The organism is Streptomyces sp. NPDC005202, assembly GCF_040608235.1.
Lineage (GTDB): Bacteria > Actinomycetota > Actinomycetes > Streptomycetales > Streptomycetaceae > Streptomyces.
Window position 1 is genome coordinate 61,079 of record NZ_JBEXHW010000001.1, and the last position, 21,342, is coordinate 82,420.

The window sequence follows — 21,342 nt, forward strand, 5'->3', positions numbered from 1 at the left end:
ATGAATGCCGCACAGGTTGATGCCTATCTCCGCCGCCTGGGAGTCGAGCGCCCGGCGTGGCCCACCGTCGACGTCCTGCGGGAACTGCAGGTGCGCCATCTGCAGACCGTGCCGTTCGAGAACCTGTCGGTCCACGTCGGTGAGGAGATCGTGCTGGAGGAGAAGCGGTTGCTGGACAAGGTGGTGGGCGCGCACAGGGGCGGGTTCTGCTACGAACTGAACGGGGCGTTCGGGGCGCTGCTCGCCGCGCTGGGGTTCGACGTCACGTTGCTAGCGGCGCGGGTGTACGGAGAGGAGGGGCGGCTCGGGATTCCGTACGACCATCTCGCGCTGCGGGTGCGGACGGTGGACGGGGGCGACTGGCTGGCCGACGTGGGCTTCGGGGCGTTCAGTCACTCTCCGCTGGCGTTCGGGGAACGGGGTGAACAGGCCGAGCCCGGTGGCACGTTCAGGATCGTGGAGGCGGGCCCGGACGCTGCCGGGGTGCGGGGGCCGGCCCCGGCGGTGGAGGCCGCCGACCTGGACGTCGTCCGGGACGGGAAGCCCCAGTACCGGCTGGAGGTGCGGCCCCGTGTCCTCGGCGACTTCGTGGCCGGGGCCTGGTGGCACAGCACCTCGCCGGCCTCGCACTTCACGCGTTCCCTGGTGTGCTCCCGGCTCACGGAGGACGGAGGCCGGATCACCCTCAGCGGCCGCACGCTCACCACGACGGGCGTCGACGGGACGCGTGAGGTGCGGGACCTGACCTCGGACGAGGAGGTACTCGCCGTGTACCGGGACCGGTTCGGCATCAGGCTTGCCTCCGTCCCGGCTGTGCGGGGCCCGGACCGGAGCAGCTGAATCGTGTCGGTCGAGGTGCCGGAAAATGGCTCCGTGAGTGATGTGAGACATGTGCTGGTGCTGCCCGACCGCGATGCCGCGGAGGAGGTGGTGGAGGCGCTCGGGGAGCGGTTCGGGATGGACGAGGAGCCGCGGATCGTCCGCGACGCCCTTGCCGGGGAGGACGATGCGGAGGATGCGCAGTGGCTTGTGGTGCTTCGGGACGAGCAGGAGCGGCTCGATCCCGGGGAGCTGGATGAGTTTGTGGGGGCGTGGCACGGCTGGCGCGAGGAGCCGTGACCCTGCGGGGCGGGGGCGGCTTTCGTGCAGCCGTGCTTCCGGCGCCGGGGTGCCCGCGCCGGACCGCGCAGGGCGGTGCTGCCGGGGCGCCCGGCACCGCAGCGCTCGCCCGCCCGCAGATGCCCGGGCGGGGGCTGACCGTGGGCCCACCGCATTCCGCCTGCGTTGTCAGTGGCGCGTGGGATGCTTGTCCCGATGGCCAGGAAGACTGCGAATGACGACCCTCTCGCCCCGGTGACGCTTGCCGTGGGGCAGGAGGACCTTCTGCTCGACCGTGCCGTGCAGGAGGTGGTGTCCGCGGCCAAGGCCGCCGACGCCGACACGGACGTACGGGATCTGACCCCGGACCAGGTGCAGCCCGGTACGCTCGCCGAGCTGACCAGCCCGTCGCTCTTCGCGGAGCGCAAGGTCGTGGTCGTACGCGATGCGCAGGACCTGTCGGCCGACACGATCAAGGACGTGAAGGCGTATCTCGGGGCGCCCGCCGAGGAGATCACGCTTGTTCTGCTGCACGCGGGCGGGGCCAAGGGCAAGGGGCTGCTGGACGCCGCGCGCAAGGCGGGGGCGCGGGAGGTGGCCTGCCCGAAGATGACAAAGCCGGCCGACCGGCTCGCCTTCGTACGGGGCGAGTTCCGCGGGCTCGGGCGATCCGCCACGCCCGAGGCGTGCCAGGCGCTGGTCGACGCGATCGGGAGCGATCTGCGGGAGCTGGCGTCGGCGGTGGCGCAGTTGGTCGCCGACGTCGAGGGGACGATCGACGACGCCGTCGTCGGGCGGTACTACACCGGACGGGCCGAGGCGTCGAGCTTCACGGTCGCCGACCGGGCCGTGGAGGGGCGGGCGGCGGAGGCGCTGGAGGCGCTGAGGTGGTCGCTCGCGACGGGCGTGGCGCCGGTGATGATCACCAGTGCGCTGGCCCAGGGCGTGCGGGCGATCGGGAAGCTGTCGTCCGCTCGCGGGGGGCGGCCGGCCGACCTGGCGCGGGAGCTGGGGATGCCGCCGTGGAAGATCGACCGGGTGCGGCAGCAGATGCGGGGATGGACGCCCGACGGGGTGGCCGTCGCGCTGCGGGCGGTGGCCGAGGCGGATGCGGGGGTCAAGGGCGGCGGGGACGATCCCGAGTACGCGCTGGAGAAGGCGGTCGTGACGATCGCCCGGGCGGCGCGGTCCCGGGGGCGCGCGTAGCGGGCGGTGCACCCTCCTCGCCGGGTCCCGTGATCCGGTGGCGCCCGCCGACTGCACGCACCACATGACATGCTTGGCAGCCACCCCGCTCTCGGGCGACTTCAAGGGCGGCCGGGACGGCGATTCAGGGGCGGCCGGGGCGGCGACTTCAAGGGCGGCCGGGACGCGATCATCGGCAGCGCGCCGAAGGCCCCGGTACCTCCCCTGGGGAAAGGGGCAGGTGTCGGGGCCTTCGGTGCACGCTGGTGAGCTCCGTACCCGCGTGGCGAACGCAGGCCGCGTACGAAGCTCGGGGTGCCGGTCGGGAGCGGATGAGAGAGGGCCCGCCCTGGGTCCTTCCGGCGATCAGATCAAAGGGTGGTTCAGCCCTTGAGGGACGCGACCTTGGAAGCCAGCGCCGACTTCTTGTTGGCGGCCTGGTTCTTGTGGATGACGCCCTTCGAGACGGCCTTGTCCAGCTGACGCGCGGCAGCGCGCTGCAGCTCGACGGCCTTCTCGACGTCACCCGCGGCAGCAGCCTCACGGGCCTTGCGGATCGCGGTCTTCAGGGAGGACTTGACGGCCTTGTTCCGCAGCCGAGCCTTCTCGTTGGTCTTGATCCGCTTGATCTGGGACTTGATGTTCGCCACGAATGAGCCTCTACAGATTCAGGCACGCGAGTGAAGGACCGCTGGCGGCCCGCCTCACGTGCCGGTGATTTCTTGAAGATGTGCCTCCTGCTGAGAGGGCATGAGACACAGCCACTCAGACTACCAGTGGCCCTTCGAGTGGCCCAAACCGGTACCCGCTCCCCAGCCATGGGACCATGGAGACTACGTATCGATCCGACCCGAGACCGCAGACGGACAAGCACACGTATGCGGACGCCTCAAGAATCAGGACCCTGCGTGCCCGCGACCCCTAGCCATGTGCCCGAGCCGAGCCGTACCGACCCGGCTCTGATCCGCAATTTCTGCATCATCGCGCACATCGACCACGGCAAGTCCACGCTCGCCGACCGGATGCTCCAGCTGACCGGCGTGGTCGAGCAGCGGCAGATGCGCGCTCAGTACCTCGACCGCATGGACATCGAGCGCGAGCGCGGCATCACGATCAAGTCCCAGGCCGTGCGTCTGCCCTGGGCCCCGACCACGGGCCCCGACCAGGGCAGGACGCACATCCTCAACATGATCGACACGCCGGGTCACGTCGACTTCACGTACGAGGTCTCGCGGTCGCTCGCCGCGTGCGAGGGGACCATCCTCCTCGTCGACGCCGCTCAGGGTATCGAGGCCCAGACCCTCGCCAACCTCTACCTGGCGATGGAGAACGACCTCACGATCATCCCCGTACTGAACAAGATCGACCTCCCGGCCGCGCAGCCCGAGAAGTTCGCCGAGGAGCTCGCCAACCTCATCGGGTGCGACCCCGGCGACGTGCTGAAGGTCTCCGCCAAGACCGGCCTGGGCGTCGAGGCGCTCCTGGACAAGGTCGTCGAGCAGATCCCGGCCCCGGTCGGCGTCAAGGACGCTCCCGCGCGCGCCATGATCTTCGACTCCGTGTACGACTCCTACCGTGGCGTCGTGACGTACGTCCGTGTCGTCGACGGGCAGCTCAACAAGCGCGAGCGGATCCGGATGATGTCCACCGACGCCACGCACGAGCTGCTGGAGATCGGCACCAACTCGCCGGAGATGCTGCCCGCCGACGGGCTCGGCGTCGGCGAGGTGGGCTACCTCATCACCGGTGTGAAGGACGTCCGCCAGTCCAAGGTCGGTGACACCATCACCAGCCAGGCCAAGGGCGCCGTGGAGCCGCTGGGCGGCTACAAGGACCCCAAGCCCATGGTCTTCTCCGGCCTGTATCCGCTGGACGGCTCCGACTACCCCGAGCTGCGCGACGCCCTCGACAAGCTGCAGCTCAACGACGCCGCGCTCGTCTACGAGCCGGAGACCTCCGCCGCCCTCGGCTTCGGCTTCCGCGTCGGCTTCCTCGGCCTGCTGCACCTCGACGTGATCCGCGAGCGACTGGAGCGCGAGTTCGGGCTGGACCTGATCGCCACCGCGCCCAACGTGGTCTACCGCGTGATCATGGAGGACGGCACCGAGCACACCGTCACCAATCCGAGCGAGTTCCCCGAGGGGAAGATCGCCGAGGTGTACGAGCCGGTGGTGCGGGCCACGATCCTCGCGCCTTCCGAGTTCATCGGCGCGATCATGGAGCTGTGCCAGACCCGCCGCGGCACCATGCTCGGCATGGACTACCTCTCCGAGGACCGGGTAGAGATCCGTTACACCCTGCCCCTCGCGGAGATCGTCTTCGACTTCTTCGACCAGCTGAAGTCCAAGACCCGCGGCTACGCCTCCCTCGACTACGAGCCCACCGGCGAGCAGAGCAGCTCCCTGGTCAAGGTGGACATCCTGCTGCACGGCGACAAGGTCGACGCCTTCTCGGCGATCACACACAAGGACCAGGCGTACGCGTACGGCGTGCGGCTCGTCGCCAAGCTGAAGGAGCTGATCCCGCGGCAGAACTTCGAGGTGCCGGTGCAGGCCGCCATCGGCTCCCGGGTCATCGCCCGCGAGACCATCCGCGCCATCCGCAAGGACGTCCTCGCCAAGTGCTACGGCGGTGACATCTCCCGCAAGCGGAAGCTGCTGGAGAAGCAGAAGGAGGGCAAGAAGCGGATGAAGATGGTGGGTTCCGTGGAGGTTCCGCAGGAGGCCTTCATCGCGGTGCTCTCCAGTGATGACAGCGCAGGGTCGGGCAAGGCCAAGAAGTAACCGCGGGTTACCCGTGGTCGCCCCGGCAAACCGGGTGGAAAAGGGGCCCGTCGCCCGAAAGTGCGGCGGGTCCCTGTGCATGCGGCCAGTCGCTCTCTGTAGGAAGTGACAGGCCGCTGCCCCTTACGCAGTGGCCGGTCGCGCTCTACCCTGATCTCTGCTCGATAGTTACTCGCGAGTTAAACAACAGCGGGAACAACCCGTGAGTAAACCCAGCCGCACTGAGAGCCAGCCGCACTGTCGCGGGCCCCGGAGGATGTCGTGAGCGACACACAGACCCTGATCGAGAACCGTCCGCCGACCGTGGCGGCCCTCTTCCTGGAGCGCGTGGCGGCCACACCGGACGCCGAGGCCTACCGCTACCCCGTCCCCCCTGCCTCCGGTGAGGGCCCGGACGACTGGAAGTCGCTGAGCTGGGGGCAGGCCGCCGAGCGGGTCTACGCGATCGCGGCCGGGTTGATCGAGCTGGGCGTACAGCCCGAGCAGCGGGTCGCGCTCGCCTCCTCCACCCGGATCGAGTGGATCCTCGCCGACCTCGGCATCATGTGCGCCGGTGCGGCCACGACCACCGTCTACCCACAGACCAACGCCGACGAGTCGGCCTTCATCCTCTCCGACTCCGAGAGCAAGGTCCTCGTCGCGGAGAACGCCGACCAGCTGGCCAAGGCCGTCGAGAAGCGCGCCGAGCTGCCCGACCTCCACCACGTCGTCGTCATCGACCCGGCCGGCGTCGAGACCAGCGACTGGGTGCTCACCCTCGCCGAGCTGGAGAGCCGCGGCGCCGCGTACCTGGAGAAGCACCCTGAGCTGATCAAGGAGCGGGTCGGCGCGATCACCAAGGACCAGCTCGCGACGCTGATCTACACCTCCGGCACCACGGGCCGCCCCAAGGGCGTCCGGCTCCCGCACGACAACTGGTCGTACATGGCGAAGGCGATCGCCGCGACCGGGCTGATCAGCGGCGATGACGTGCAGTACCTGTGGCTGCCGCTCGCCCACGTCTTCGGCAAGGTGCTCACCTCCGGCCAGATCGAGGTGGGGCACGTCACCGCCGTCGATGGCCGCGTCGACAAGATCATCGAGAATCTGCCGGTCGTGCAGCCGACGTACATGGCGGCCGTCCCCCGCATCTTCGAGAAGGTCTACAACGGGGTCGCGGCCAAGGCGAAGGCCGGCGGCGCCGCCAAGTACAAGATCTTCCAGTGGGCCGCCGAGGTCGCCCGCGAGTACGCCAAGGTCTCCCAGGACAACTTCAGGCGCACCGGCACCCACGCCGTGCCGTTCGGCCTCGGTGTCAAGCACAAGGTCGCCGACGCGCTCGTCTTCGCCAAGATCCGCGAGGCCTTCGGCGGCAACCTGCGCGCCTGCGTCTCGGGCAGTGCCGCCCTCGCCCCGGAGATCGGCTACTTCTTCGCCGGCGCCGGCATCCACATCCTGGAGGGCTACGGCCTCACCGAGTCCTCCGCGGCCTCCTTCGTCAACCCCGGCGAGGCCTACCGCACCGGCACGGTCGGCAAGCCGCTGCCCGGCACCGAGGTGCGCATTGCCGACGACGGCGAGATCCTGCTGCGCGGCCCCGGCATCATGCAGGGCTACCACAAGCTGCCCGAGAAGACCGCCGAGGTGCTGGAGCCGGACGGCTGGTTCCACACCGGCGACATCGGCGAGCTGTCGCCCGACGGCTACCTGCGCATCACCGACCGCAAGAAGGACCTGATCAAGACCTCCGGCGGCAAGTACATCGCGCCCGCCGAGGTCGAGGGCCAGTTCAAGGCGGTGTGCCCGTACGTCTCCAACATCCTTGTGCACGGTGCCGACCGGAACTTCTGCACCGCCCTCATCGCCCTCGACGAGGTGGCGATCCTGGAGTGGGCCAAGGAGAACGGCCTGGAGGGCAAGTCGTACGCCGAGGTCGTCGCCGCGCCCGCCACCGTCGAGATGATCGACGGCTACGTCAAGCAGCTCAACCAGGGTCTGCAGCGCTGGCAGACCATCAAGAAGTTCCGCCTCCTGCCGCGCGACCTCGACGTCGAGCACGGCGAGATCACCCCGAGCCTGAAGCTGAAGCGGCCGGTGGTGGAGCGGGAGTACAAGCACCTGCTCGACGAGATGTACGCAGGCACGCGCGAGGCGTGACCGCACGGCAGGGGCGTCGGCCCACCGGCCCTAGTGCCCCCGCCCCTGCCGGCGTATCGACTCCACCAGCTGCTGGAGCTCCTGGACCTGCCGGCGCGCGTCCGGCAGGTCCGGGGTGTCGGCGGGCGCGCGTCCGGCAGGTCCGGGGTGTCGGCGGCCAGCAGCTTTCCCAGCGCCGCCAGCCGGGTGGCGACCTGTCCGCAGTGGGCCTGCTCCTGCGCCAGTAAGCTGCCGGGCCTTGCGGTACAGGTCGAGGAAGACGGAGACCTTCGCGCGCAGCACCCACGGGTCGAACGGTTTCGTCAGGTAGTCGGCGGCTCCCGTGGCGTACCCGCGGAAGGCGTAGCCGGAGTCGTCCTCCGCGCCGGTCAGGAAGATGATCGGCACGTCCTTGGTCTGGTCGAGCCGTTTGATGTTCGCGGCCGTCTCGAAGCCGTCCATGCCCGGCATGCGCACGTCGAGCAGCACGAGGGCGAACCGCTGCCGCAGCAGCGCCTTCATCGCCTCCTCGCCCGAACGCGCCCGCACCAGCGGCTGGTTGAGGGACCCCAGGACCGCCTCCAGTGCGATCAGGTTGTCCTGCATGTCGTCCACGAGGAGTATGGCGGCCCCCTCGTCGGCCGTGTCGTCAGCGCTCATGGTGTCGGTGCCTCACTCGGTCGTCGCCTCCTCGGCGCCGGCGCTCCCCTCCGATGCCGTGCCCGACCCCCCTTCCCTCTCGTCCATCTCGCTCCGCCTCCAAGGCGCCTGCGCCGCCGGCGGGGCAGCGACCGTGCTCGGCCCTTCGGGCCCTTGCGCTCCCCCAAGCTCTCGACTGCGCTCGAGCAGGGAGGTACCCCCATCCCCCTGGACCTCGGCAGGCCCCTCCGGCTCCGCGCCGTCCGGATCCAGGAGTGTGCACACGACGGTCAGCAGCCGGTCGACGTCCACCGGTTTCGGTACGTAGTCGTTGGCGCCGCGGGCGATGGACTTCTCCCGGTCGCCGGGCATCGCCTTCGCGGTCAGCGCGACGATGGGCAGCCCGGCCCAGCGCGGGGCGCGGCGGATGGCGGAGATCGTCTCGTAGCCGTCCATCTCCGGCATCATGATGTCCATCAGTACGAGCTCGACGCCGGGGTTGCGCTCCAGCGTCTCGATGCCCTCGCGGCCGTTCTCCGCGTACAGCACCGGCATGCCGACCCGCCCCAGCACATGGGTGAGCGCGAAGACGTTGCGGATGTCGTCGTCCACGATCAGCACCCGCCGCCCGGGCAGCACCTGGCCCGCGCGGCCCGACTTCCAGGCCTCCAGCTTGGTGGGCGCGGGCCACGAGTCGTCCGTGTCCTGGGTCGCGGGGAAGGGCTCGTCGGCCGGCTGCGCGGGCACCGGCAGCACACGGTCCTCGACGGCCGGGCCGGTCGCGGTGTGACCGGGGCTGACGACGGGGACGTACAGCGTGAAGGTGGACCCCTTGCCGAGCTCGCTCTCGGCGACGATGCGGCCGCCGAGCAGCCCCGCGAGCTCCCGGCTGATGGACAGGCCGAGGCCGGTGCCGCCGTACTTGCGGTTGGTGGTGCCGTCGGCCTGCTGGAACGCCTCGAAGATGACCGGGAGTTTCTCCGGCGCGATGCCGATGCCCGTGTCGGAGACGGCGAAGGCGATCACCTCGTCGCTGTCGCGGACGGCTGCAGCAGATCCTGCGCAACCTGCTGTCCAACGCGATCAAGTTCACCGCTTCGGGCCGCTAGGGGCGGAAGGTGGCGTGGACGTAGTGGAGCAGCTTGATCAGCGGCAGCTTCTTCGGGCGTACGTCCATCCGGCCCGCCTCGATCTTCGACAGGTCCAGGATGTCGTTGATCAGCTGGAGCAGGTCCGAGCCGGAGCGGTGGATCGTCGTCGCGAACTGCACCTCCTGGTCGGAGAGATGGCCGTCGGGGTTGTCGGACAGCAGGCGGGCCAGGATCAGCAGGGAGTTCAGGGGCGTGCGCAGCTCGTGCGACATGTTCGCCAGGAACTCCGACTTGTACTGCGAGCTGGTCGCCAGCAGGGCCGCCTTCTCCTCCAGTTCCGCGTTCGATCGCTGCAACTCCGCCTGCTGCTTCTGCAGTTCGTCCGAGCGCTCCTGGAGCTGCATGGCCAGGCGCTGGGACTCGCCGAGCAGTGACTCCGTGCGGGAGTTGGCGATGATCGTGTTGATCGCGACGCCGATGGTGTTCACGAACTGGTCGAAGAACGCCAGGTGGACGTCGGAGAAGCGGGAGAAGGAGGCCAGCTCGATCACGCCGAGGAGCTTGTCCTCGAACAGGATCGGGATGATGACGATCGTGGTGGGCGCCGCTTCCCCGAGCCCGCTGTTGATCTTGATGTAGTCGGGCGGGGCCTGCTCCACCAGGATCCGCTTCTTCTCCCGGACCGCCTGCGCCACCAGGCCGTGCACCGGAAGCCCGCCGGTTTCGACGATCGCGCCCTGCGCCGCGCCGTATCCGGCGATGAACGCCACTCCCTTGATGGGCGCGGTGGTGCGCAGGGCCGCGCTGTCCTCGTCCGGGTCGGCCAGGTAGAACGCGCCGTACTGCGCGTTCACCAGCGGGGTCAGCTCGCGCAGGATCAGGTCGGCGACCTCCATCAGGTCGCGGTGGCCCTGCATCAGGGCGGCCAGGCGAGCCAGGTTGGACTCCAGTCCTTCGCGCGGGTCGTCTCGCGCAGGTTGGCCACCATCAGGTTGATGTTGCCCTTCAGCTCGGCGACCTCGCCGCGCGCCTCCACGGTGATGGAGCGGGACATGTCGCCCTGCGCCACGGCGGAGGCCACCTCGGCGATCGCGCGGACCTGGTGGTCAGGTTCAGCGCGAGCTCGTTCACGTTGGTCGTCAGGCGCTTCCAGGTGCCGTAGACGCCCTCGACCCGGGCCTGGCCGCCGAGTTGGCCCTCGGATCCGACCTCGCGGGCCACGCGCGTGACCTCGTCGGCGAAGGCGGACAGCTGGTCGACCATCGTGTTCACGGTGAGCTTCAGCTCCAGCAGCTCGCCGGTCGCCTCGACCGTCCGCCCGTGAACAGCGACAGCTGGTCGACCATCCTGTTCACGGCCCGCCCGAGCCGCCGCAGGTCCCCGCGCAACTGGCGGCTGCCGTCGTGCAGATCGACGCGCTGGGTCAGATCGCCGCCGGCCACCGCGTCCAGCACGCGCGTAGCGTTCGCGGCCGGGGCCACCAGGGCGTCGAGCACCTGGTTCACGTCGTTGACGCGGGACGTCCACGCGCCCTGCCCCGGGCTCGCCGAGACCCGCTCGTCGAGCCGCCCGTGCCGTACCAGCTCCCGCTTGACGCGCTGCATCTCCGAGGCGAAGTGCACGCTGCGGTCCCAGATCTGGTTGAAGACGGCGGTGAGTTCGGCCACGATCCCGTGGCCAGTCTCCGGCACCTTCGTGAGGTCGCCGTCCCGAGCGGCGGTCATGGCGGCGAGCAGAGGGCGCAGTTCGATGCTCGGACTTGTTCCGGTTTCTGTCCGTCTTCGAGCACTCGCGGTGCACTGTTCTCACTCATGGCGGCCCACTTCGGTAACTCGGCGCTTATGGGCGCGGCCAGTCTGTCACTCTGTCCGCATCGACCGAGGCCAATTCGTCCGACTGCTCGGGGAGCTGTACATGGGGGCCATTCCGACGCAATGGGAGGAGCGTGGGGAGACCGTTTCCCGTGCCGGCGCGGGGGCGCGCGCGCAGGCGTGCGCGACGCTGCCCGGAGGTCCCCTCGCGCCGGGCTCCGGCCGCGCTCTGGTGTGCGCCGCGTTCAGGGAGTGGACGGAGCTCGGGCTCGTCACCACCGACCGCCTGGCCGACGACGCCATGGTCGTCGTCAGCGAACTGGTCACCAACGCCGTCGTGCACGCGGGCACCGACGTGGAGCTGACCTGCCGGCTGGAGCAGGACACCGGCGCGTTCGTCGTCGAGGTCTCCGACCACCACCCGTCCCGCGCCCCACGGGACAACGGCGGCGAGCCGGCGTACGAGACCCCGGAGTACGGCCGCGGCCTGCGCCTCGTCGCCGCGCTCTCCGAGGCCTGGGGCATCACCTACCGGACCGGCGCCAAGACGGTGTGGGCGCGACTGCCCGCCGAGGGGAGTTCGTCGGCCGACGGGACAGAGGCGTATGCCGGGGGGCGCGCCATGGAGCGCGGCCTCAGTGTCGCCGAGATCCTCGCGCCCGAGCCGCAGCGCGCCGAGCGGGACCGGGAGTGGCTGGGCCGCGGTGCCCTGTCCTTCCTCGCCGAGGCCTCCGACCTGCTCGCCGGGCAGCTCGACGAGGACCTGGTCGCCGCGCTCACCGGGCAGCTGATCGTGCCGCGGCTGGCCGACTGGTGCGCGGTGTGGCTGGAGGACGAGTCGATGGTGCGGTGGGGGTCCCCCCGCTCGAGCGGAGCCGGGAGTGGGGGAGGCTGGAGCGACGGGACCGGCGCGGCCGGGCCGCGGCTCGCCCGCGTCTGGCACGGCAGTGAGAACCGCATCGAGGAGCTGCGCCGGGCCCTGGAGAAGGACCCGCCGCGCCCGCCCGACGCGTCACAGTCCGGGCCCGACCCCTACCCGTGGCCCGGCGCGGCGCTCGGTGCGCGCGCGGCGGACGGCGCGGCGCTCGCCTACCGCCTGATCGCGGGCGGCCGCCCGCTGGGCACGCTGGTCATCGGGCGGGCCGGGCTGCTGCGCTTCCCCGACGAGGTCACCGGGCTCGTCGAGGACCTCGGCCGCCGGGTGGCGCTTGCCATCGGCGCGGCCCGGCAGTACGCCCGCCAGGCCACGATCAGCGCCGTGCTCCAGCGCGGGCTGCTGCCCGGCGCCGTCGCCGAGATCCCCGGAGTGCGCAGCGCGCTCGTCTACGAGCCGTGCGACAAGGGCGGGCCGAGCGGCGACTTCTACGACCTCTTCCCGGCCGGCGACGGCCGCTGGTGCTTCGCCGTCGGCGACGTGCAGGGCAAGGGCCCCGAGGCCGCCGTCGTCATCGGGCTCGCCCGGCCCTGGCTGCGGCTGCTGGCCCGCGAGGGCTACCGCGTCCCCGACGTCCTCGACCGCCTCAACCAGCTCCTCCTCGACGACGCCACCGAGGCCGCCGACGCCGCCGCCCGCGTCCTGGTCGCCGCCGGCGGCCGGACCCCCGCCCCCGGCGACGGCCCCCAGACCCGCTTCCTGTCCCTCCTCTACGGCGAGCTCGCCCCCTTCGACGGCGGCGTCCGCTGCACCCTGGCCTCCGCCGGGCACCCGCTGCCGCTGGTCCTCGGCCGGGACGGCGACGTCCGCACGGTCGCGCAGCCGCAGACTCTCCTCGGGGTCGTCGAGGACGAGACGTACACCAGTGAGACCTTCGAGCTCGCGCCCGGCGACACCCTGCTGTGCGTCACCGACGGCGTGACCGAGCGCCGCAGCGGCTCCCGCCAGTTCGACGACGGCGACGGGCTCGCCACGGCCCTCGCGGGCTGCGCCGGGCTCGACGCGGAGCTGATCGCCGAGCGCATCCGGCGACTGGTGCATGAGTTCGGGGCGTGGCCGCCGGAGGACGATCTGGCGCTGCTGGTGCTGCAGGCGGAGTAACGGTTCTGGGGCCGGCCGGCCGAGCAGGGCTTCCGCGCCGGTGCTGGACAATGGAAGGCATGCCTTCCGCACTCCCCGACGGCGAGCCCGTCCCCGACGACGGCGCGCTGCCCGCGTCCGCGCTCGCCGGGGCCGCCGAGCGCCCCCTCGGGTTCTACCTGCACGTCCCGTACTGCGCGACCCGCTGCGGCTACTGCGATTTCAACACCTACACCGCCACCGAGCTGCGCGGCACCGGCGGGGTGCTCGCCTCCCGCGAGAACTACGCCGAGACCCTGGTCGACGAGATCCGCCTCGCCCGCAAGGTGCTCGGCGACGACCCGCGCGAGGTCCGCACGGTCTTCGTCGGCGGCGGTACGCCCACGCTGCTGGCCGCGGACGACCTGGTACGGATGGTGCGGGCGATCCGCGACGAGTTCGGCCTCGCGGCCGACGCGGAGGTCACCACGGAGGCGAACCCGGAGTCGGTCGACCCGGCCTACCTGGCCACCCTCCGGCAGGGCGGCTTCAACCGGATCTCCTTCGGCATGCAGAGCGCCAAGCAGCACGTGCTGAGGATCCTCGACCGCACGCACACGCCGGGCCGCCCCGAGGAGTGCGTGGCTCAGGCGCGGGCGGCCGGGTTCGAGCACGTCAACCTCGACCTGATCTACGGCACCCCCGGAGAGTCGGACGACGACTGGCGGGCCTCGCTGGACGCGGCCCTGGGCGCCGGGCCGGACCACATCTCCGCCTACGCCCTGATCGTCGAGGAGGGCACACAGCTCGCCCGCCGCATCCGCCGCGGTGAGATCCCGATGACGGACGACGACGTGCACGCCGACCGTTACCTGATCGCGGAGGAGACCCTGTCCGCGGCCGGCTTCGACTGGTACGAGGTCTCCAACTGGGCCACCTCCGAGTCGGGCCGCTGCCTCCACAACGAGCTCTACTGGCGCGGCGCCGACTGGTGGGGCGCGGGCCCCGGCGCCCACAGCCACGTGGGCGGCGTGCGCTGGTGGAACGTGAAGCATCCGGGCGCGTACGCGGCGGCCCTCGCCGCGGGCCGCTCCCCGGGCGCCGGCCGGGAGATCCTCACGGACGAGGACCGCCGGGTGGAGCGGATCCTGCTGGAGCTGCGGCTGCGCGAGGGGGTGCCGCTGAAGCTGCTCCGTGAGCAGGGGCTTGCCGCCGCGCGCCGGGCACTGTCGGACGGACTCCTCCAGGAGCAGCCGTACGAGGAGGGCCGGGCGGTGCTGACCCTCAGGGGCCGGCTGCTGGCGGACGCGGTGGTGCGGGACCTCGTGGACTGAGCTACGCGGGCTCGGTCACGAAATCGATCAGCTGCTCCACCCTGCCCAGCAGCTCCGGCTGAAGGTCCTTGTACGACCGCACCCGGGACAGGATGTACTGCCAGGCGGCGCCGGTGTTCTCCGGCCAGCCCAGGGCCCGGCACACGCCCGTCTTCCAGTCCTGGCCGCGGGGGACCCGGGGCCAGCCTGCGATCCCGAGCGACGACGGCTTCACGGCCTCCCAGATGTCGATGTACGGATGGCCCACCACCAGGGCGTGTTCGCTGGTCACCGACTCGGCGATGCGCCACTCCTTGGTGCCCGGCACCAGGTGGTCGACGAGGACGCCGAGGCGGGCGTCCGGGCCGGGGGCGAAGTCGGCCACGATGGCGGGCAGGTCGTCGACGCCCTCCAGATACTCGACGACCACGCCCTCGACGCGCAGGTCGTCGCCCCAGACCCGCTCCACCAGTTCGGCGTCGTGACGGCCCTCCACATAGATGCGCCCGGCGCGGGCCACGCGCGCGCGTGCGCCGGGGACGGCGACCGAACCGGATGCCGTACGGGTGGGTCGTACCGGCCCCGAAGAAGACTTCACCAGCGTCACCACCCGGCCCTCCAGGAGGAAGCCCCGCGGCTGGAGCGGAAACACCCGGTGCCTGCCGAAGCGGTCCTCCAGCGTGACCGTGCCGGCCTCGCAGCGGATCACCGCGCCGCAGAACCCGGTTCCCGGCTCCTCGACCACCAGCCCCGGCTCCGCCGGGACCTCAGGGACGGAACCGGGCTTCTTCCACGGCGGGGTCAGGTCGGGCGAGTACTGGCGCATTCGAGTGACGATATGGAGAACCCCGCACCCGATCAGCGCGACACGCCGAAACGTGCCGCCAGGGCGTCCCGCTGCGCCCGGACGAACTCCGCGTCCACCACCGCTCCGTGGCCGGGCACGTACAGCGCGTCCTCGCCGCCCAGGCCGAGCAGCCGGTCGAGGGCGGCGGGCCACCGGGACGGTACGGCGTCCGGGCCCGCCTGGGGTTCGCCGGACTCCTCGACCAGATCGCCGCAGAACACCACCGGAATTTCGCCCGGCACCACGACCGCGAGGTCGTGCGCGGTGTGTCCCGGGCCCACGTTCACCAGCAGGACCTCGCGGCAGCCGCCCAGGTCGAGGGTCCACCGCTCCCGGACCTGATGGCGGGGACGTGCGAGGGCGTCCGCCGCCTCCTGGGCCGCCCCGGTACCCAGTCCGTTGCGCACCGCGTCCGCGCGCAGCCCCTCCCGATCCTGGACGAACACCTCCTCCGCGCCCGCCGCGGCGAAGATCTCCGCGCCCGCGAACGCCGCCGCCCCGAAGACGTGGTCGAAGTGGGGGTGCGTGAGCGCGAGAAGCGTCACACGGCGGCCGGCGAGCTCCTGCGCCTGCGCCCGCAACCGCGCGCCCTCGGCCAGACTCGACCCCGCGTCGATCAGCAGCGCGGAGCCCTCCCCGACGACCAGCCCCGCCGTGCAGTCCCACACCGGAAGCCGACACCGCCCCACCCCGGGTGCCAGTTGCTCCCACCCCAGCCCTTCCCAAGTCACCGTCATGCGGCGACGCTAGCGGTACAGCATCCCCGGCGCGATGTCGCAGGCCGTCGCGGGACCGGCCTTGCCGGGGGCGTACCCGACGGCCGTACACTGGGCCGGGTAAAGCTGGCACTCGTATGCGCCGAGTGCCAGGCGAGGAGCCGAGGAACGCGTTCTGGAGGTGTGCGCGATGCTCAGTGAACGAAGGCTTCAGGTGCTGCGCGCCATCGTCCAGGACTATGTCGGCACCGAGGAGCCGGTCGGCTCCAAGGCCCTCACCGAGCGGCACAACCTCGGCGTCTCGCCGGCCACGGTCCGCAACGACATGGCGGCCCTGGAGGACGAGGGCTACATCGCCCAGCCGCACACCAGCGCCGGGCGCATCCCCACCGACAAGGGCTACCGCCTCTTCGTCGACAAGCTGGCCGAGGTCAAGCCGATGAGCGCGCCCGAGCGGCGCGCCATCCAGAACTTCCTCGACGGCGCCGTCGACCTCGACGACGTGGTGGCCCGGACGGTCCGGCTGCTCGCGCAGCTGACCCGGCAGGTCGCCGTCGTGCAGTACCCGTCGCTGACCCGCTCGACCGTGCGGCACGTGGAGCTGCTGTCGCTCGCGCCCGCGCGCGTGATGCTCGTGCTGATCACGGACACCGGCCGGGTCGAGCAGCGGATGATCGACTGCCCGGCCCCCTTCGGGGAGACGTCCCTGGCGGACCTGCGGGCGCGGCTGAACAGCCGGGTCGCCGGCCGCCGCTTCACGGACGTGCCGCAGCTGGTGGAGGACCTGCCGGAGGGCTTCGACGTCGAGGACCGGGGCACGGTGTCGACGGTGCTGTCCACCCTGCTGGAGACGCTCGTCGAGGAGAACGAGGAGCGGCTGATGATCGGCGGCACCGCCAATCTGACCCGCTTCGCCCACGACTTCCCCCTCACCATCCGCCCCGTTCTGGAGGCGCTGGAGGAGCAGGTCGTGCTCCTGAAGCTGCTCGGCGAGACGAAGGATCCGGGCATGACCGTGCGCATCGGTCACGAGAACGCCTACGAAGGACTCAACTCCACGTCCATCGTGTCGGTCGGCTACGGTTCGGGCGGCGAGGCAGTCGCCAAGCTCGGCGTGGTCGGACCGACCCGCATGGACTACCCGGGAACGATGGGAGCGGTACGCGCAGTGGCACGGTACGTCGGACAGATCCTGGCGGAGTCGTAAGTGGCCACGGACTACTACGCCGTACTCGGCGTGCGCCGCGACGCGTCGCAGGAAGAGATCAAGAAGGCCTTCCGGCGGCTCGCGCGCGAGCTGCATCCGGACGTCAACCCCGATCCGAAGACCCAGGAGCGGTTCAAGGAGATCAACGCCGCCTACGAGGTGCTGTCGGACCCGCAGAAGAAGCAGGTCTACGACCTCGGTGGCGACCCGCTCTCACAGTCGGGCGGTGCCGGGGCGGGCGGCTTCGGGGCCGGTGCCTTCGGGAACTTCTCCGACATCATGGACGCGTTCTTCGGCACGGCGTCGCAGCGCGGGCCGCGCTCGCGCACGCGCCGGGGCCAGGACGCGATGATCCGGATCGAGGTCGAGCTGGACGAGGCGGCCTTCGGCACGACGAAGGACATCCAGGTCGACACGGCGGTCGTGTGCAACACCTGCAACGGTGAGGGCGCGGCACCGGGGACGACGGCCCAGACATGTGACATGTGCCGCGGCCGCGGCGAGGTGTCGCAGGTCACCCGGTCCTTCCTGGGCCAGGTCATGACCTCCCGCCCGTGCCCCCAGTGCCAGGGCTTCGGCACCGTGGTGCCCACCCCGTGCCCGGAGTGCGCCGGCGACGGCCGCGTCCGCGCCCGGCGGACCCTGACCGTGAAGATCCCGGCCGGTGTCGACAACGGCACCCGCATCCAGCTCGCGGGCGAGGGCGAGGTCGGCCCCGGCGGCGGTCCCGCCGGTGACCTGTACGTCGAGATCCACGAGCTGCCGCACCCGACGTTCCAGCGGCGTGGCGACGACCTGCACTGCACGGTCACCATCCCGATGACCGCGGCGGCCCTCGGCACCAAGGTGCCGCTGGAGACCCTCGACGGCCTGGAGGAGGTCGACATCCGCCCGGGCACCCAGTCCGGCCAGTCGATCCCGCTGCACGGCCGCGGTGTCACGCACCTGCGCGGCGGCGGCCGGGGCGACCTCATCGTCCACGTCGAGGTGCAGACCCCGACCAAGCTCGACCTCGAGCAGGAGCGTCTGCTGCGCGAGCTGGCCAAACTCCGCGGCGAGGAACGCCCGCAGGGCCAGTTCCAGCCGGGCCAGCAGGGGCTGTTCTCCAGGCTGAAGGACGCGTTCAACGGGCGCTGATCCGACCCTCGTCCCCTTGGCCCGGCCAGGGGGACGGCCGGATTCGGACTTGTTCACAGGACGTGACAACATGCGGTCATGTCCTCCGCGCTGACCGATCTCTTCCCGTATCCGATCGTGCAGGCCCCCATGGCGGGCGGCGTCTCCGTACCGCAGCTCGCCGCCGCCGTGTCCGAGGCGGGCGGGCTGGGCTTCCTCGCCGCCGGGTACAAGACGGCGGACGGCATGTACCAGGAGATCAAGCAGCTGCGCGGGCTGACCGGCCGCCCCTTCGGCGTGAACCTGTTCATGCCGCAGCCCGAATACGCCGAGTGCGGCGCCGTGGACCTCTACGCCCACCAGCTGGCCGGCGAGGCCGCCTGGTACGAGACCGAGCTCGGCGACCCGGACAGCGGACGCGACGACGGCTACGACGCCAAACTCGCCGTGCTCCTGGACAACCCGGTGCCGGTGGTCTCCTTCCACTTCGGCGTCCCCGCCCGCGAGGTCGTGGACTCCCTGCAGTGGGCCGGCACCTTCGTCCTCGTCACCGCGACCACCGCCGAGGAGGCGCTCGCCGTGCAGCGGGCGGGGGCCGACGCGGTGATCGCGCAGGGCGTGGAGGCCGGCGGCCACCAGGGCACCCACCGCGACCTGCCGGAGAACGACGGCTCCGGCATCGGCGTGCTCGCGCTCGTCGCCCAGGTCCACGAGGCGGTGAGCATCCCCGTCGTCGCCGCCGGCGGCATCATGCGCGGCAGCCAGATCGCCGCCGTGCTCGCCGCGGGCGCGAGCGCCGCCCAGCTCGGCACGGCGTTCCTCGGCACGCCCGAGTCCGGCGCGCACGCCCTGCACAAGCAGGCGCTGACCGATCCCCTGTTCGCCCGTACGGAGTTGACGCGGGCGTTCTCCGGGCGGCCGGCCCGCGGCCTGGTCAACCGCTTCCTGCGCGAGCACGGCCCGTACGCGCCCGCCGCCTACCCCGAGATCCACCACCTGACCTCCCCGCTGCGCAAGGCGGCAGCCGAGGCGGGCGACGCGCAGGGCATGGCGCTGTGGGCGGGGCAGGGCCACCGGATGGCGCGTGAGCTGCCCGCGGGGCAGTTGGTGGAGGTACTGGCCGCCGAACTCGAGGCCGCCAGGACAGCGTTGTCGGCCTTCCCCGCGTCGGGGGGTGAGGTGCGGTGACGGCCCCGGTGTTCGTCGTCGACCAACTCGACGGCATCGGGCCGGAGTTCGTGCTCGACGGCGCCGAGGGACGGCACGCGGTCTCGGTGAAGCGGCTGCGGCCCGGCGAGGACGTGGTGCTCACGGACGGGCGCGGCCGCTGGATCGAGGGCGTGGTGAAGGCCGCCGAGGGCAAGGACCGCCTGGTGGTGACGGACCTCAAGTCCCTGGTCGAGGAACCCCCGGAGTCCCCCCGTATCACCGTCGTCCAGGCGCTCCCCAAGGGCGACCGCGGTGAGCTCGCCGTCGAGACCATGACCGAGGTCGGCGTCGACGCGATCGTGCCGTGGTCCGCCTCCCGCTGCATCACGCAGTGGAAGGGCGACCGCGGGCTGAAGGCGCTCGGCAAGTGGCGGTCGACGGCCCGTGAGGCCGGCAAACAGTCCCGGCGGGTCCGCTTCCCGGAGGTCGCGGACGCGGCGACGACCAAGCAGGTTGCCGCACTTCTCGCCAAAGCCGACTTCGCCGCCGTGCTCCACGAGAGCGGCGACGAACCCCTGGCCACCGCCGAACTCCCCACCGGGGGCGAGATCGTGCTGGTCGTCGGCCCGGAGGGCGGCGTGTCCCCGGAGGAGCTGGCGCTGTTCGAGGAGGCGGGGGCGAGGCCGTACCGGCTGGGGCGTACCGTGCTGCGTACATCGACCGCCGGGACCGCGGCGGCGGCCCTGCTCCTGGGCCGTACCGGCCGCTGGTCCTGACCTGTGGGGGGAACTGTGGAACTCGCCCAAGTCCGGCTGCTCGTCACCGACTTCGCCGCCTGTTACCGCTTCTACGCGGAGGTGCTCGGACTCAAGCCGCAGTCGGGGGCGACGCAGGGACCGTACGAGAAGTTCAGCCCCGCCACGGGCTCCGCGGGCATCGCCCTGCAGGACCGGGCGATGATGGCCGAGGTGCTGGGCGAACTGGGCGACGAGGCGACCGGGCACCGCTCGCTGGTGGTGCTGCGCGTGGACGACCTCGACGCCTACTGCGCCGAGATCACCGCCCGCGGCGCGACCCTCCTGCACGGGCCGGCCTCCATGACCGACCGCATGCGCGTCGCCCACCTCAAGGACCCGGAGGGGAACCTCGTCGAACTTCAGGAGTGGCTGCTGCTGCGCGGCTGACGGCGACCGTCTCGAACAGCTCCAGCCGTCCACGTCCACGGCCCCGTGCAGCAGCCCGCGGCGCCGGGCCTCGTCGACGAGGGCGCGTACGACACCGGGTTCGCGCAGGTTCAGTAGATTCCCCCGTCCATCGGTCAGGCATCCCGAGTACCAGTACCCGTCGGCGACGTACCGCCCCTCACCCGCGCGGAAGACGATGCGGGTGCGGATCCCGTCGCGGTACAGGGTGAGCACCTCCCGGCAGGCGTCGCCGACCGCGTCACGGTGCCGGTGGCGGACCGACCACAGGTAGGTGGTGGCCTCGTCCACGACGAGTCGTCTGAGCCTGCGGTCGTCGCGCATCCGTCCACGGTAGGCGGTCCGCGCCGGCGTCGGTGAACGCACCGGCCGTGGGCGTGACGTGACCGGCACCCGGTGGCGATGCGGGGGAGCGTGCCGTGGCCGTATGCGCTCTACCGCGCGGGGCGCGTCGGTGGCAGTCTGCCGTGCATGGGGGTATGGAGGCGGATTCGGCGGCGGGCACGCGGGCGGCGGGTGATGGCCGCGGCGGGGCTCGCGGTGGCCGCCGCGGGCGGGGCCGTCGCGTGTGACCCCGGCGGGCTGAGCTCCGCGTCGGTGGCCTACACGACCGACAGGACCGCGACCGCGGAACTGAACCGGCAGCACGCGTCCGTGCGCTGGCTCAGCTGCACGGCCACCTACGGAAGCGGCAACAAGGCGTACACGCCCGGGAAGTCGACGCCGTCGGCGTCCGAGACGACCGTCGCCTCCGTCGACTGCCGGGGGCAGACGAACGACGGGCGGGACATCACCGTCACCGGGAAGGTCACCCGGGCCGTCGACGGCGCCTGCGTGCGCGGGGATCTGACCGCCAAGGTGGGCGGCAAGGTGTGGTTCCACGTCCACGGGCTCGGCGACTGCAGCGCCACCACCGGCCCCACGTACACCCCGCCCGTCACGTACCGGCCCACCCACGGGCAGCCCGGCCCGACGGTCACGGTGACCGTCACGAGGACGATCTGGTGCAAGGGGGATCCCACCTGCTGGCCCGTCGAGGGCAAGTGAGGCCGCAACTCCGGCCGTGACGTGGGCAGG

At 71.5% G+C, this 21,342-nt stretch carries 16 protein-coding genes and 2 pseudogenes; 13 read left to right on the forward strand and 5 right to left on the reverse strand.

All coding sequences use genetic code 11. The features are described from left to right. From ABZV31_RS00250 to holA, 3 genes are all read left to right on the forward strand, one after another. Positions 1–840, forward strand: a complete 840-nt coding sequence (locus ABZV31_RS00250) for an arylamine N-acetyltransferase (protein ID WP_355886040.1) — start codon at positions 1–3, stop codon at positions 838–840. Positions 841–873: 33 nt separating this feature from the next. Then, entirely contained in the window at positions 874–1,119 is a 246-nt protein-coding gene (locus ABZV31_RS00255; RefSeq protein ID WP_355887512.1) for a hypothetical protein, read from the forward strand. A 195-nt stretch (positions 1,120–1,314) separates the two neighbouring features. Next, positions 1,315–2,304 (forward strand): DNA polymerase III subunit delta, encoded by a 990-nt coding sequence (gene holA / locus ABZV31_RS00260; RefSeq protein ID WP_355886042.1) that lies wholly within the window; start codon positions 1,315–1,317, stop codon positions 2,302–2,304. Between the two features lie 362 nt (positions 2,305–2,666). On the opposite strand, the gene rpsT is transcribed toward holA, so the two are convergent. After that, entirely contained in the window at positions 2,667–2,933 is a 267-nt protein-coding gene (gene rpsT, locus ABZV31_RS00265; protein ID WP_355886044.1) for a 30S ribosomal protein S20, read from the reverse strand. 258 nt (positions 2,934–3,191) lie between these two features. Between rpsT and lepA the strand changes: the two genes are divergently transcribed. Together lepA and ABZV31_RS00275 are read left to right on the forward strand one after the other, a co-directional pair. Then, positions 3,192–5,066, forward strand: coding sequence for a translation elongation factor 4 (lepA, locus tag ABZV31_RS00270; protein WP_355886047.1), 1,875 nt, complete (start codon positions 3,192–3,194; stop codon positions 5,064–5,066). A gap of 261 nt (positions 5,067–5,327) precedes the next feature. Then, entirely contained in the window at positions 5,328–7,202 is a 1,875-nt protein-coding gene (locus tag ABZV31_RS00275) for an AMP-dependent synthetase/ligase (RefSeq protein WP_355886050.1), read from the forward strand. A gap of 143 nt (positions 7,203–7,345) precedes the next feature. Here ABZV31_RS00275 and ABZV31_RS00280 read toward each other — a convergent pair. Further along, a pseudogene (locus ABZV31_RS00280) lies at positions 7,346–7,841 on the reverse strand (response regulator); the annotation flags it as partial. Between the two features lie 12 nt (positions 7,842–7,853). Continuing rightward, positions 7,854–10,635: pseudogene (locus ABZV31_RS00285) on the reverse strand (response regulator). A 190-nt stretch (positions 10,636–10,825) separates the two neighbouring features. Here ABZV31_RS00285 and ABZV31_RS00290 point away from each other — a divergent pair. Further along, positions 10,826–12,757, forward strand: a complete 1,932-nt coding sequence (locus ABZV31_RS00290) for an ATP-binding SpoIIE family protein phosphatase (RefSeq protein ID WP_355886053.1) — start codon at positions 10,826–10,828, stop codon at positions 12,755–12,757. A 59-nt stretch (positions 12,758–12,816) separates the two neighbouring features. After that, a complete protein-coding gene (gene hemW / locus ABZV31_RS00295) occupies positions 12,817–14,049 on the forward strand; it encodes a radical SAM family heme chaperone HemW (RefSeq protein WP_355886056.1) in 1,233 nt (410 codons plus the stop codon). 1 nt (position 14,050) lies between these two features. Here hemW and ABZV31_RS00300 read toward each other — a convergent pair whose 3' ends face one another. Then, positions 14,051–14,854 (reverse strand): DUF3097 domain-containing protein, encoded by an 804-nt coding sequence (locus ABZV31_RS00300; RefSeq protein WP_355886058.1) that lies wholly within the window; start codon positions 14,852–14,854, stop codon positions 14,051–14,053. A gap of 32 nt (positions 14,855–14,886) precedes the next feature. Further along, complete coding sequence (locus ABZV31_RS00305) at positions 14,887–15,612, reverse strand: MBL fold metallo-hydrolase (protein WP_355886060.1); 726 nt, start codon at positions 15,610–15,612, stop codon at positions 14,887–14,889. A gap of 169 nt (positions 15,613–15,781) precedes the next feature. Between ABZV31_RS00305 and hrcA the strand changes: the two genes are divergently transcribed. The 6 genes from hrcA to ABZV31_RS00335 all read left to right on the forward strand — a co-directional run bounded on the left by hrcA (position 15,782) and on the right by ABZV31_RS00335 (position 21,312). Further along, the gene (hrcA, locus tag ABZV31_RS00310) at positions 15,782–16,798 is read left to right on the forward strand and encodes a heat-inducible transcriptional repressor HrcA (RefSeq protein ID WP_355886063.1); all 1,017 of its coding nucleotides are present in this window, start codon (positions 15,782–15,784) and stop codon (positions 16,796–16,798) included. Continuing rightward, positions 16,799–17,935: a molecular chaperone DnaJ gene (gene dnaJ / locus ABZV31_RS00315; RefSeq protein WP_355886065.1), complete on the forward strand. Its 1,137-nt coding sequence runs from the start codon at positions 16,799–16,801 to the stop codon at positions 17,933–17,935. It begins immediately after the preceding gene. Between the two features lie 78 nt (positions 17,936–18,013). Further along, on the forward strand, positions 18,014–19,102 hold the full coding sequence (locus ABZV31_RS00320; RefSeq protein ID WP_355886068.1) for a nitronate monooxygenase: 1,089 nt from the start codon (positions 18,014–18,016) through the stop codon (positions 19,100–19,102). Continuing rightward, positions 19,099–19,839 carry a 16S rRNA (uracil(1498)-N(3))-methyltransferase gene (locus ABZV31_RS00325; RefSeq protein WP_355886070.1) on the forward strand — a complete coding sequence of 247 codons (741 nt, stop codon included), beginning with the start codon at positions 19,099–19,101 and terminating at the stop codon, positions 19,837–19,839. Before ABZV31_RS00320 ends, ABZV31_RS00325 begins: the two co-directional genes overlap by 4 nt. Before the next feature lie 15 nt (positions 19,840–19,854). After that, positions 19,855–20,247, forward strand: a complete 393-nt coding sequence (locus ABZV31_RS00330) for a VOC family protein (RefSeq protein ID WP_355886073.1) — start codon at positions 19,855–19,857, stop codon at positions 20,245–20,247. 489 nt (positions 20,248–20,736) lie between these two features. Beyond that, positions 20,737–21,312 carry a hypothetical protein gene (locus ABZV31_RS00335; protein ID WP_355886076.1) on the forward strand — a complete coding sequence of 192 codons (576 nt, stop codon included), beginning with the start codon at positions 20,737–20,739 and terminating at the stop codon, positions 21,310–21,312. The last annotated feature ends 30 nt before the right edge of the window (positions 21,313–21,342 follow it).

What these genes read in the sequence shown, in the direction of transcription:
- ABZV31_RS00250 (WP_355886040.1), top strand. Translation starts at nt 1, where the DNA reads ATGAATGCCGCACAGGTTGATGCCTATCTCCGCCGCCTGGGAGTCGAG.
- holA (WP_355886042.1), top strand. Translation starts at nt 1,315, where the DNA reads ATGGCCAGGAAGACTGCGAATGACGACCCTCTCGCCCCGGTGACGCTT.
- ABZV31_RS00290 (WP_355886053.1), top strand. Translation starts at nt 10,826, where the DNA reads ATGGGGGCCATTCCGACGCAATGGGAGGAGCGTGGGGAGACCGTTTCC.
- hemW (WP_355886056.1), top strand. Translation starts at nt 12,817, where the DNA reads ATGCCTTCCGCACTCCCCGACGGCGAGCCCGTCCCCGACGACGGCGCG.
- ABZV31_RS00300 (WP_355886058.1), bottom strand. Translation starts at nt 14,854, where the DNA reads ATGCGCCAGTACTCGCCCGACCTGACCCCGCCGTGGAAGAAGCCCGGT.
- ABZV31_RS00305 (WP_355886060.1), bottom strand. Translation starts at nt 15,612, where the DNA reads ATGACGGTGACTTGGGAAGGGCTGGGGTGGGAGCAACTGGCACCCGGG.
- hrcA (WP_355886063.1), top strand. Translation starts at nt 15,782, where the DNA reads ATGCTCAGTGAACGAAGGCTTCAGGTGCTGCGCGCCATCGTCCAGGAC.
- ABZV31_RS00320 (WP_355886068.1), top strand. Translation starts at nt 18,014, where the DNA reads ATGTCCTCCGCGCTGACCGATCTCTTCCCGTATCCGATCGTGCAGGCC.
- ABZV31_RS00335 (WP_355886076.1), top strand. Translation starts at nt 20,737, where the DNA reads ATGGGGGTATGGAGGCGGATTCGGCGGCGGGCACGCGGGCGGCGGGTG.